The sequence below is a fragment of the Bacillus cereus genome (genome assembly GCF_002567495.1).
Taxonomy (GTDB): Bacteria; Bacillota; Bacilli; order Bacillales; family Bacillaceae_G; genus Bacillus_A; species Bacillus_A cereus_AQ.
The window spans coordinates 70012-82120 of the sequence record NZ_NVAP01000038.1; the positions used below are offsets into that span (position 1 = coordinate 70012).

Below are 12109 nucleotides of genomic sequence, written 5' to 3' on the forward strand. Positions count from 1 at the left end.
AGAGAATGAGAGTTAATGAATTTTCAATAAAAAAGAAAACATCCAGAGTTAGATGCTTTCTTTTTTTGTATTTTCCACTATCTGTTAGTTACTTGTTTCATAAGTGGTCGTATCTCTTTAACCGGTGGTTTCTTATCATAGGCATCAACGTAAGAAAAGTAGTAGTTTAAGTTTCTTAGAAGACCTTTTCCTATTTTTGCACTTAAGAAAGGAAATACTTGTCCAGTATAATCATCGAGAGATTTACAGTAATATTTTTCATCTAAATATATACTGTATTTACATGTTAGTTCTACTAAAGGATTACCTTCATCATCAAATACTTCTTTAGAATCAATAATATCTATTAGTGCAAATTTTTCATTTAGGTAAACTTTCTTTTTTTTCTCGTGTTTATTTGTGAGTATAAAAACGAGACCAATGGCGTTAATCAAACTATTTCCTCCTATAAAAAACGGATATTAATAAAATATATCGATATAAGCTAAATGTAAAGAGGAGAGGTGAAATATCATGGAGAGAAAGCTTAATAAGCCGATTTGTTTTTTGAAATCGGCTTATTTTTATCCCGCATTGACGAGAAGGAATAATCACAACTCGAAATTCAGCTTAAGTAGAGAAGTTAGGCGGGAGATCAACTGCTCGTAAAATCCTGATTGGTATGGGGATAGTAATCAGTGGAGATGTACAAAACCATCACTGGTTAACGTTTCAGTTTATTGAAATACTTGCGGGAATTGTTTTACGATTGCGTTTGTTATCATGTCGGCCATTTCTAATGCTTCTTTTTCAATTTTATCGTAAAGTTTTACTCCTGCTTCATAATCTTTATTTAGGAAGGCAAGTGCTTCTGCTTTCGTTAGTGCTAAATGTTCATAAAACATTTTTCTAAATTCTTCTTTATCTATATATGGGTTGATGCTGTTAAGAAATTCAGTAATTTCATCACCATTAGCGTACCATTTCTTCTCTATAGCGGCAGCTGCATTTTGATCACCAGCTTTTGCGGCTTTCACAAGATCGGCTGCAATTACTAAATGATCTTTAATTAATGCACTATATTTCTTTACTGCATCCTCGCCATAGAAGGGCTCAAGTGATAGTCCCATATGTGTTGCGTTTTGTAGAAGCCGTCCAACAGTAACGTTAACATCTGGTAAATTAAATACAATACTTATAATAGCCAATCTCGTCCAAGCGACGTGTTGTTCCCATAAAGAACGCATATACCCTTTTAAAAAATTCTCGTTTTTACTAATTCGGTAATTACGTATGGATAAATCATAGTTTACATAAGGGTTATGATAGGGGGAGTAATACGATTGCCAATAAGAATACATAAATAGTAACACTCCTTTGAACATGTATAACTCAAAGTATGATAAAGATTTATTTTTAGTTACGTGTCCTAGATTATTTTCAGGGAATTTGAAATGGAGAAATTCAATGAATGATGTTGTGGTATATATGAATAAAATGAATATAAAGTAAAAGAGGCTCTGCAAGGGAAGTTGCAGAGCCTCAAAAGGGTATTGCCGAGATGTCGGACTCGACTACGTAATATTATCATAAAATTCTTTTAAAAAAACCTGGTAAATGTGTCCAAATGAAAGTGGGACTTTAATAAAGTCAAAGGGACCTGCTTCCCGCGGCAGGCCCCATTAACTAGATAATGTCGATGAGCAAAAACTCATCTGGAGTACTTTTATAGTAACAAGTAAAATGCATTTTGTGTATTGAGAAAGAAGAATTGCATAATTATATGTGAACAATTTAAATCCCAAAAATTTATGATTATCATTAATTGTTAGGATTTAAATATGGTTATAAAATGGAGAAAAGAATTGGAAGTGAGATTGAAGTGCACAGAAGTATGTAATCATGAAAAAGACCTGCTAATATGAGCAGGTCAACTTAAGGGGTTTATCCAACAGATTATTATATATGAACAACTGAATTGTAGTAAGTCTATACGTTTCATATTGAGAAAACTTCTGTGAATGATATATTTTTTGCACATATATTAACGTCTAAAAAGTTGAGAAAGAAAATTAAAAAGCTTTTTATAAGAAAATAATGGCTGGTACTTATAGTATGATTCATATTTCCACGCATCATTATTAGAGAATTGGAGCTGTTTTGTTTTCGTTTCTGCCTTGATGGAACTCAAATTACGATGTTTCATATAGTAACCCCCTGAATTTATATGTATACGATTAGTAGTATTCAAGAAAGGGAAATAAAATGAATACTTAAATTGAAACCCTTTTTTTATGTGTACTGGATTTACGTTATAAATGTTGTAAAACATATAAAACCCTGATGCTAATTCATATTAAATAGGAGGAGAAACATAGAATAATGAAAAAACAATAAGCATTTATTCATCGCTTTCAAGTCGCATAAGTGATGATATAATAGAAGTAGATGAAAGATAAAGAAAAGCAGGTGAGTTTTTTTTGTTTACAAAAGCACAAGAACTTTTAGCGTCTTATTTCGGTTATTCGTCATTCCGGAGAGGGCAAGATGAGACAATTAAAAATGTATTAGAGGGGAAAGATACAGTTTGTATTATGCCTACGGGCGGAGGTAAGTCAATTTGTTATCAAATTCCCGCGTTAGTATTCGAAGGAACGACGTTAGTAATATCACCTTTGATTTCACTTATGAAAGATCAAGTAGATACACTATTACAAAACGGTATATCCGCTACGTATATTAACAGTTCTATTTCAATGACAGAAGCTAATCATAGAATTCAATTAGCGAAACAAGGACATTATAAGTTACTTTATGTCGCTCCTGAGCGTCTTGATTCAATGGAGTTTGTTGATCAACTGATAGATATGAAAATCCCTATGATTGCGATTGATGAAGCACACTGTATTTCGCAGTGGGGACATGATTTCCGCCCTAGTTATTTACATATAAACCGCATATTGGATTATCTTCCGGAAAAACCGCTCGTATTAGCATTAACGGCAACAGCAACACCGCAAGTACGTGATGATATTTGTAATACACTTGAAATTAATCAAGAAAATACAATTATGACAACGTTTGAACGTGAGAACTTATCGTTTTCTGTCATTAAAGGACAAGATCGAAATGCGTATTTGGCGGATTATATTCGTCAAAATCAAAAAGAGTCTGGGATTATATATGCAGCTACTAGAAAAGTAGTCGATCAATTATATGAAGATTTAATGAAGGCAGGAGTTTCTGTATCAAAATATCACGCTGGTATGAGTGATCATGATCGAAATGAGCAACAAGAACTCTTTTTACGAGATGAAGTAAGTGTAATGATAGCAACATCTGCATTCGGGATGGGTATAGATAAATCGAATATTCGTTACGTAATTCATTATCAGCTTCCAAAAAATATGGAAAGTTACTACCAAGAAGCAGGACGTGCTGGTCGTGACGGATTAGATAGTACATGTATATTGTTATATTCTTCTCAAGATGTACAAGTACAGCGTTTTTTAATTGATCAATCAACGGGAGAATCACGTTTTTCAAATGAACTTGAAAAATTGCAAAATATGACCGATTACTGTCATACAGAACAATGTTTACAATCATTCATTTTGCAATACTTTGGAGAAGAACCGAAAGAAGATTGTGGACGCTGTGGTAATTGTACAGACGACCGCGAGAGCATCGATGTGACAAGGGAATCACAAATGGTTTTATCATGCATGATTAGAACGAACCAAAGATTTGGAAAGCAAATGATTGCGCAAGTATTAACTGGTTCGAAAAATAAAAAAGTTATTGAATTTAACTTTCATACTTTACCAACGTATGGCCTGTTATCAAACCGTAGTGTAAAAGAGGTCAGTGAGTTTATTGAGTTTTTAATTTCAGACGAGTTAATTGCAGTTGAACATGGTACGTATCCGACATTAAAAGTAACAGAAAAAGGGAAAGAAGTATTACTTGGTAAAGAGAATGTTTTACGAAAAGAACGAGTAGAGACGAGACAAATTGTTCAAGACCATCCTTTATTTGAAGTACTTCGTGAAGTACGTAAAGAAATTGCACAAGGAGAAGGGGTACCTCCTTTCGTTATTTTCTCTGACCAAACATTAAAAGATATGTGTGTGAAAATGCCACAGAGTGATTCCGAACTGTTGACGGTAAAAGGTATTGGGGAACACAAACTTGTGAAGTATGGCTCGCACTTCTTACAAGCAGTTCAGCATTTTATTGAGGAAAATCCAAATTATGCTGAAACGATTAAGACAGAAGTTGTTTCAGAGCGTAAGAAGTCAGGAAAAGCTTCCGCAAATTCTCATCTAGAAACGTATGAAATGTATAAACAAGGCATTGATCTAGATGAAATTGCGAAAGAACGTGGCTTATCAAGACAAACAATCGAAAACCATTTAATTCGCTGCTATGAGGATGAAATGGAAGTAGATTGGCAAAGCTTTGTTCCAGCAGAGTATGAATCTCTTATTGAAACTGCCGTTCAAAATGCAGAGGGTGGTCTGAAATCTATTAAAGAACAGCTTCCGAATGAAGTGAGTTACTTTATGATCCGTTCTTATTTACAAATAAGAAAGTAGAGACATGTAAAGGGGATAAGGATTTATGTATCATGTTTTCGTGTATGGCACGTTAAGAATAGGACACACGAATGCTCATTATATGCAAGGTGCAATATGCATTGCAGATAGAGCTTGGACATATGGAAAATTATTTGATACGAACGAAGGATATCCAGCTATGATTTGTTCTTATGAAGAAAAGGTATATGGGGAAGTTTATAAAGTAAATGACGAGGTTTTACATAAGTTAGATGAACTTGAAGAATATACAGGTAATGCAGAGACTGATTTATATGATCGAATAACGCAAACGGTGTATGTTGGTAATAGGGAAATACATGCGTATGTATATATTGCTCAGGATAAAAAGATGTTAAAGAAAGTGATAGACTCTGGTGACTGGCTTATATATCAAAAAATATAATAAGGTAGTTATGAAAACTGGAAAGCAGATAATGACGAATTCATTATCTGCTTTTTATTGTATTTTTAGTAGGAAGTTGCAGCATAAAAACATTGAACGAGGAATTGTGAGAGTATTTTTAAATTCCGATTATTTAGATATTATGATATTATAAGTAATATATGGATAAAATTAGAATTTCACATATAAGCCTAAAGCAGAAAAACTATTATAGGGGGATAAATGATGAATGAATTAAATGTAAAAGAATTTTATAAAAAACAATTTGAATTACTAAGCTATGATATAAACAATGAAAATTGGTTACAGGAAGTTGCGAAGGAAGTAGAGGAACAAGTTGGATATCCATTTCAGACGATGTTAGAATTAGGGGCAGGAAATGGTGGATTTGCAAGGGCGATGTCTAAGTTGGATGTAAAAATGACTACTGTTGAGCTTGTACCGGAGTTAGTTATGTTTGCCAAAGAACATGCTATTAATGACATTGAGATGCATTGCGCCGATTTTTATAAAATTAGCTTTGAGGAAAAATTTGATGTTGTTAGTTATTTAGACGGATTTGGTGTAGGAACAGATGAGGAGCAATTGATTCTATTAAAAAGAATTAAAAATTGGATGAAGGATGATGGATGTGCACTCATTGATATTTATCAGCCATTATATTGGGAAAAAGCCAATGGACAAGAAATGCCGATAGGTTCTGCAATGCGAAAGTATGAATATGATACTGAAAATGCAAGAATGCTAGACCATTGGTGGGAAATAGACTCTTCAAATGATATCGTGACACAATCTTTACGCTGTTATACTGTAAATGAGATTAGTAATTTATGTGCAGAGGCTCGTTTAAGTATAGTTGGGATTTTCCCGGGAGGAGCATATGATTTTGAAGCCGGGAAATATAAAGAGCAAGCAACTTTAAATGAATGTTTATCATATCGAATAAAAGTAAAAAAGAGTAGGGATTAAATCCTTACTCTTTTTACTTTTATTGTGTGAATAATTGTCGTTTTTGTATATATCACTTTAATATATGTGTAGTCGTGTGATTTAGATGTTGCATATTCTTTTTAAATTAGAAAGGGAAAAAGTAAGTTTTTTCGGAAAATTTAAACTGAAACTATTGACTTTACGATTGAATTTTTAATACAATGGTACTTCGACTGAAAAATTAGAACGGACAGGAGGGAATCGTCGAAATGAGCAACATATTTGAAGGTGAGTTACAAAAAATGAAGGATACTTTACATACGATGGATGAGCAATTGGATAAGCTTGAAAAAATCCCAGTTTATTATGGAGAAGATTTTAAAGAGCAAATTCTTGAAAGTATGAGGGAATCAAATAGACAAAACTTACGTATTGGTGTGCAAGAGCCGTACTTTGGAAGGTTAGATTTTCAGGAAGATGGCAAGGAAGAAGTTATGCCGATTTATATCGGTAAAGTAGGGGTTTCGGATATGGATACGATGAAACCAATCATTATTGATTGGAGGGCGCCTGTCGCAAGTATGTTTTATTCATTTACCGGTGGAGAAGAATTAGCATTTTATCAATCGCCAGATGGATTAGTAGAGGGTGATGTGTATTTAAAGCGAAATATTTCCATTCGAAAAAGAGAACTTGAACGTGTTGTTGATACATATGTAAAAGGAAATGAAGATGTATCGCATGCCGATGATTTTCTTCTATATCGATTAGGTGAGAATAAAGATAATAAGTTAAAGGATATTGTTTCAACGATTCAATCGGAACAAAATGATATTATTCGAGCGGAAAGAAATTTACCATTACTGATTCAAGGGGTTGCAGGGAGCGGGAAGACAACAATTGCTTTACATCGCCTTGCTTTTTTAATTTATGAATACCGGGAACAACTAGAAGCAGAAAGAATGATCGTATTTGCGCCGAATAGCTTGTTTTTAGACTATATTTCGAGTGTGCTTCCGGAGCTAGGTGTAGGAAATATTAGTCAAACAACGTTTCAAAATTGGGCATTACGCATATTAGATGATTCGGTGAAACTGAAGCAGACAGAAGAGAAATTGAAAGAAGCATTTTCAATTAATCGTGATGAAAGTAAGGTAATGCTAGGTAAATTAAAGGGTACGTTGGAATTTAAGGCTTTTATTGAAGAGAGAATGATCCAATTTGAAAATGAGTTAGTTCCGACAAACGATTTTGAGGCGTGGGATAAAGCGATTATCCCAGTAGAAGACATTAAGAAATGGATGCAGGTTGAATATAAACATTATCCTTTACAGAAAAGAAGAGAACGTTTAGTAGGACGAATGAAGCGCTGGATTGAAATTGAACTAAAAAAATTCGGAGAAACAAACGAGAAAAAATTACTTAAAAAAGAAGCGACTAAGAGATTGAACGCATATATGAAGTTTTGGCCGAAAATGACTGCCCTTTCACTATATAGTTCGATATTAAAAAGTAAAGAAATACTCGAAGTATTACCTGAAGAACTTGTTCGAGAAACAGAAAAGAGTTGTCGTAAAAAAGAAATGTATGTAGAAGATTTACCAGCCTTAATTTACATACACCATTGCATAACGGGGATTGAAATTGGACAAAAATTTCATCATGTCGTTATCGATGAAGCGCAAGATTTTTCACCATTCCAAGTTTATGTATTAAAGGAAATTACACTAGGTAATTCTTTCACTATATTAGGTGATCTATCGCAAGCGATTTATGATTACCAAGGAATTGAAGATTGGAACGCTTTTAAGGAAGTATTCCAGGAAACAGGTTATTTTGAATTGACGAGAAGTTATCGTTCTACAAAAGAAATTATTGAATTCGCGAATGAAATAATTAAAAATGCAGAAATCCCAGTAGGACTCGCAACACCAGTCTTCCGTAGTGGAGAAGATGTGAAAGTGATTCATGCTGAAGATCAATTTACTGAAATTGTGAAGACGATAAAACATTTGCAGAATGCAGATGTGAAAACAATTGCGGTAATCGGAAGAACAGACGATGAATGCCGTGATATGTATGAGAAATTAACAAATGCAGGATTGACTGTAAACGTCATTGAAGCAAACCAAAGTAAATATGAAGGTGGTATATCAGTTGTACCTGTCTATTTAGCAAAAGGTTTAGAATTTGATGCGGTGCTTTTAATTGATGTGGATGAGGAACATTACAAAAACACAAAACACGATGCAAAGTTACTATATGTCGGATGTACGAGATCACTTCATGATTTATGGATTTTCCATAACGGAGAAGCGTCACCTTTAATTAAAGGATTAAAATAAGGTGAAATGATAATCAGTGGGGGCTTCATCCATCACTGATTATCAGCTCTCACTAATCGGGCTTTATTGCCCACAAATAGCGGGATGAAGATAAAAAGAGGGTTTTCTAGTAGTGTATGAAAATCCTCTTTTTTATATTGAAATGGTAGACGAATTAATGACTTGAGCTGTTGTTTAAATAATATACGATGCTCTTCTCTAATTTTTGGGTTTGTTCTTTTTCCCATATACGAACAGCATCTACTGGATTTTGTGTATGTTTTAACCAATCTAGAATTAAGTGTAGTTGTTCTTGCACTTGCAAAATGTTTTGCTCCTTTAAGTTTTTATTCTGAATTCTATCAATTAATTGAAGCATATAGGGAAGTCTTTCTATACATTCGCTTAAATCTCCGCAATAACCTGACGGGAATTCATGTGTACCAAACTCTAAAGTATCGATGTAATCAGAAACTAGGTATATCATGGCCTCTTGTTCTGTATCACCACCTAATTCAATTGCTTTTCGGAGAAATTTTTCTAAATCGTTATCTTTATTGCTAGAATCCATATAAATTCCTATCCATCTAAAAGGTCTTGAATCAAAGGGATTATTTTCTGTCCATCTATATAGAATGTCAATTAGAAAACTATTTAGTGGGAAAGTTAACACCTCATCTTTTTCGTTTGATACATCTAAAATAGTAAACAGAGAAATGGCAAACTCTTCTTGATCTTTTGATTCCCATTTCTTTGCATTTGAAATAAATGTCTCTAAATGTTTAAAAGCTAATTTTCGAAGTCCCGCTTCGAGCTGCTTACAGTAAGAAATAAAATCATGCCAATGCTCATTTGTATTCATATGTATAATAATGGTTTGTAATGCAGTGTGATGTTTACTCATTATAAGTCCCCAATCTATTAAGCATGTGTCGAAAATTTAGTATTATTATATCATTACATAAATTTAAAAAGGAGAGTAACTATGATTACAAAAGTAATTACAAAAAGGAATTGGGAAATCGCAAAAACAATTGGAGAAATTAATGAAGAGTCCCTTATTGAAGAGGGATTTATTCATTGTTCATTATTAGATCAAGCTTTAAAAGTTGCAGAAAAATATTTCAAGCATGAAGAAGATGTTTTATTACTTACAATTGATCCAGCCCTATTAAAAGTAGAAGTAAAATATGAACTTGCCTCAAACGGTGAAGAATATCCGCATGTTTACGGAGTAATTCATGTTGAGGCGGTTGTAGAAGTGATTTCATTTTCTAAAGAAAAAGGGTAATTTATATTACTTAAAGCAGTTTTACTTTAGTAATAGGCGATGGAGTTCGTTATAATCGCTATATATAGTGAATGGATCCTACTGTTAAACGATGTTTTTTGTTTATCAGTAGGATTTTGAATTTTTTCGGACAATCTAAAAAAGAGCACCTTTGAATAGTGCTCTTTAAGAGAAAAGTGAATTAGGGTTTTTTACTTCAAGATAATATATGAATGACTTATCATAATGTGACGATGAATCACAAAAGAGAGTTAGAGTGGGAAGAATTTAAGGTGGATTTTATTGGTCACGGGATCTAATCGATTGGTAATGTAGCGGTTCTAACAGGACTCAATATAGACTTTGAAGATGCAACGAAAAAAAGTGATTGTATGAAGCTGGACATTGAGGAGATATAAGGATAATACGATTATTTATTTTTTGAAAATATAGACTATAATATTGATAAATGGTATAATTTTCTTGTTATTGGGATTAAAATGAAAATATTTGAAAATAAAGGATAGGGTTGGTTTTAATGGGGGATTCTGATCACAAAGAAACGAAGGCAATATTAAAGTTATGGTTTATTTATATACCACTTGCATTTGGAGAATTTGTCTTTTCGAATATCAAAGATTATTTAAAAAAATAAAGGTTTTGCATTTGAAAAACAATTAACCTAATTAATTGTTTTTTTATATTTTTCTCTAACAAAACAAACAAAAATAGAGATATTTAACAAGATAAAGTTTATGAAGAAAATAACGGTGATTAGGTGCTGAAAACGGTGTGAAATCAACAGTACATAAAGAATAAAATGGGAGTCATTCAGTTATGGGAATTTGCCGTTTTAATAGCTTCCTATAGTGAGACGTAATGTTCACATCATATGTATACGATATGTGTAACTTAATATAGCATTACTGGAACTTTGAAATGAAGTTACGATATTTATAAATAAGAGGCATCTTTTTTATAAAAAAATTTTTTTCTATTGTTGGCTTATCAATAAAAAATGGGGATATTTTGAAGGGGGCAGTAATAAAACATAGAATACTTAATAAAGAACTTCAAAATTAGTGGTGAATGTTGTTACCTTTTAGAGTGTTATAGATATATAACTTAGCTAGAAAAGCACAAATCATATAGTTTGCGCTTTTTATTATCTATTTTTGTCACACTAATACTGTACGATACATAGTATAAATCACATACTGTATGACATATAGTAATGGAAATGAGGTGAGTGAATGGATACTTTATTAAATTCGTTAATTACTGAGTTAAGAAGAGGGACGTTAACATTAGCTGTTTTAAGTCAATTAAGAACGCCGCAGTACGGATATTCACTTGTCCAATTATTGGAGCAATCAGGGATTACAATTGATCAAAGTACTTTATATCCACTACTTCGCAGATTAGAAAAGCAGGAGCTAGTAACGAGTAGTTGGGATAAAACGGAGAGTAGACCTCGTAAGTATTATGTTTTAAGTGAATATGGATTAGAAATATTTTTGCAGTTAAAAAAGGAATGGATAAAGGATTCGAAAGAACTTTATAACTTATTAAAGGAGGAGGAAGAGAATGAATTTAATTGATCTCTATATCCAAGAGGTTGCGAAGAGATTACCTGAAAAAAATCGTGAAGATATTACACTTGAACTAAGGTCAACTATAGAGGATATGTTACCTGCTGATTATAATGTGGGAGACGTAAAGAGCGTTCTCGAAAAATTGGGGAGTCCGGTTTCATTGGCTAATGGTTATTTGGATAGACCGATGCATTTAATTGGACCACGTTATTTTGATGTATATACAACGTTGTTAAAAATGATTATACCAATCGCAGCTGTCATTACACTCATATCAATGGTTGCAGAAAATTTTATAGGCTATAGTGGTGATCAAGCGGTATTAAATGTTATTTTACAATCGATTGGTAAAGGTATTGGAGAAATTTTTGAAGTGGGCCTCCATGTATTTTTCTGGTTGACACTTGTGTTTGTTATTTTAGAAAGAACGGATAAAGACAAAGGTACGCAACCGTTGACGACAAGTTTTAAAAAATGGACTGCTGATGATTTGAAAAATATCTCGTATGTTCCAAAGAAAAAATCAATTTCAAGGTTTGAAGTTTTTGGAGGTTTAATGTGGACAGCAGTTTGGGCTACACTTTACTTTTATGCGAATCATCTGGTTGGCGTATATAATGGTACAGCAAATGGACTGAAGTTTGTCGCGCCAACTTTTAATCAAGATGTTTTACTGCAGTACTGGCCAATCGTTGTCATTATAATCGTTTTCGAAATAGGTATATCCCTTTATAAATTAGTGCAAGGACAATGGACGCAAAGATTGGCAATTGGAAATGCCATTCTTCAAATAGGCGGAACGATAGTATTCATTGTAATTGTAGTAAATCCACATTTATTTAACGAAGGGTTTATTACGTATATGGCAAATGTGTTTACTATTTCCCAAGAGGGATTTAAAACGTGGTTAGTTGGCGGTGGAATTGTAATTTACACATTATCTGCTGCAATAAATATATTTGATGGTTTTCGAAAAGCTAGTATTCGTATGTGGAAATGAATCAGAA

General features: G+C 33.0%; 11 protein-coding genes. 7 read left to right on the forward strand and 4 right to left on the reverse strand.

Annotated features, from left to right (window positions below; genetic code table 11):
- Nucleotides 1–77 precede the first annotated feature (77 nt).
- The 3 genes from COK05_RS17090 to COK05_RS31385 all read right to left on the reverse strand — a co-directional run bounded on the left by COK05_RS17090 (nt 78) and on the right by COK05_RS31385 (nt 2185).
- Complete coding sequence (locus COK05_RS17090) at nt 78–434, reverse strand: hypothetical protein (RefSeq protein ID WP_000606231.1); 357 nt, start codon at nt 432–434, stop codon at nt 78–80.
- 282 nt (nt 435–716) lie between these two features.
- The gene (locus tag COK05_RS17095) at nt 717–1340 is read right to left on the reverse strand and encodes an acetylglutamate kinase (protein WP_141539140.1); all 624 of its coding nucleotides are present in this window, start codon (nt 1338–1340) and stop codon (nt 717–719) included.
- A 683-nt stretch (nt 1341–2023) separates the two neighbouring features.
- A complete protein-coding gene (locus tag COK05_RS31385; protein ID WP_176539452.1) occupies nt 2024–2185 on the reverse strand; it encodes a hypothetical protein in 162 nt (53 codons plus the stop codon).
- Between the two features lie 274 nt (nt 2186–2459).
- Between COK05_RS31385 and recQ the strand changes: the two genes are divergently transcribed.
- From recQ to COK05_RS17125, 4 genes are all read left to right on the forward strand, one after another.
- The gene (gene recQ, locus COK05_RS17105) at nt 2460–4577 is read left to right on the forward strand and encodes a DNA helicase RecQ (RefSeq protein ID WP_098613519.1); all 2118 of its coding nucleotides are present in this window, start codon (nt 2460–2462) and stop codon (nt 4575–4577) included.
- Between the two features lie 25 nt (nt 4578–4602).
- Complete coding sequence (locus COK05_RS17110) at nt 4603–4983, forward strand: gamma-glutamylcyclotransferase family protein (protein ID WP_098613520.1); 381 nt, start codon at nt 4603–4605, stop codon at nt 4981–4983.
- A gap of 225 nt (nt 4984–5208) precedes the next feature.
- Complete coding sequence (locus COK05_RS17120) at nt 5209–5952, forward strand: class I SAM-dependent methyltransferase (RefSeq protein WP_098613522.1); 744 nt, start codon at nt 5209–5211, stop codon at nt 5950–5952.
- A 230-nt stretch (nt 5953–6182) separates the two neighbouring features.
- The gene (locus COK05_RS17125) at nt 6183–8258 is read left to right on the forward strand and encodes a HelD family protein (RefSeq protein WP_098613523.1); all 2076 of its coding nucleotides are present in this window, start codon (nt 6183–6185) and stop codon (nt 8256–8258) included.
- A 154-nt stretch (nt 8259–8412) separates the two neighbouring features.
- Here COK05_RS17125 and COK05_RS17130 read toward each other — a convergent pair whose 3' ends face one another.
- Nucleotides 8413–9141, reverse strand: a complete 729-nt coding sequence (locus tag COK05_RS17130; RefSeq protein WP_098613524.1) for a hypothetical protein — start codon at nt 9139–9141, stop codon at nt 8413–8415.
- 81 nt (nt 9142–9222) lie between these two features.
- On the opposite strand from COK05_RS17130, the gene COK05_RS17135 reads away from it, so the two are divergent.
- The 3 genes from COK05_RS17135 to COK05_RS17145 all read left to right on the forward strand — a co-directional run bounded on the left by COK05_RS17135 (nt 9223) and on the right by COK05_RS17145 (nt 12102).
- Nucleotides 9223–9528: a DUF952 domain-containing protein gene (locus COK05_RS17135; protein ID WP_098613525.1), complete on the forward strand. Its 306-nt coding sequence runs from the start codon at nt 9223–9225 to the stop codon at nt 9526–9528.
- A gap of 1232 nt (nt 9529–10760) precedes the next feature.
- On the forward strand, nt 10761–11108 hold the full coding sequence (locus COK05_RS17140; protein WP_000380295.1) for a PadR family transcriptional regulator: 348 nt from the start codon (nt 10761–10763) through the stop codon (nt 11106–11108).
- Nucleotides 11095–12102 carry an HAAS signaling domain-containing protein gene (locus tag COK05_RS17145; protein WP_098613526.1) on the forward strand — a complete coding sequence of 336 codons (1008 nt, stop codon included), beginning with the start codon at nt 11095–11097 and terminating at the stop codon, nt 12100–12102. Before COK05_RS17140 ends, COK05_RS17145 begins: the two co-directional genes overlap by 14 nt.
- Nucleotides 12103–12109: the final 7 nt, after the last annotated feature.

What these genes read in the sequence shown, in the direction of transcription:
- COK05_RS17095 (WP_141539140.1), bottom strand. Translation starts at nt 1,340, where the DNA reads ATGTATTCTTATTGGCAATCGTATTACTCCCCCTATCATAACCCTTAT.
- COK05_RS31385 (WP_176539452.1), bottom strand. Translation starts at nt 2,185, where the DNA reads ATGAAACATCGTAATTTGAGTTCCATCAAGGCAGAAACGAAAACAAAA.
- COK05_RS17110 (WP_098613520.1), top strand. Translation starts at nt 4,603, where the DNA reads ATGTATCATGTTTTCGTGTATGGCACGTTAAGAATAGGACACACGAAT.
- COK05_RS17120 (WP_098613522.1), top strand. Translation starts at nt 5,209, where the DNA reads ATGAATGAATTAAATGTAAAAGAATTTTATAAAAAACAATTTGAATTA.
- COK05_RS17125 (WP_098613523.1), top strand. Translation starts at nt 6,183, where the DNA reads ATGAGCAACATATTTGAAGGTGAGTTACAAAAAATGAAGGATACTTTA.
- COK05_RS17130 (WP_098613524.1), bottom strand. Translation starts at nt 9,141, where the DNA reads ATGAGTAAACATCACACTGCATTACAAACCATTATTATACATATGAAT.
- COK05_RS17135 (WP_098613525.1), top strand. Translation starts at nt 9,223, where the DNA reads ATGATTACAAAAGTAATTACAAAAAGGAATTGGGAAATCGCAAAAACA.
- COK05_RS17140 (WP_000380295.1), top strand. Translation starts at nt 10,761, where the DNA reads ATGGATACTTTATTAAATTCGTTAATTACTGAGTTAAGAAGAGGGACG.
- COK05_RS17145 (WP_098613526.1), top strand. Translation starts at nt 11,095, where the DNA reads ATGAATTTAATTGATCTCTATATCCAAGAGGTTGCGAAGAGATTACCT.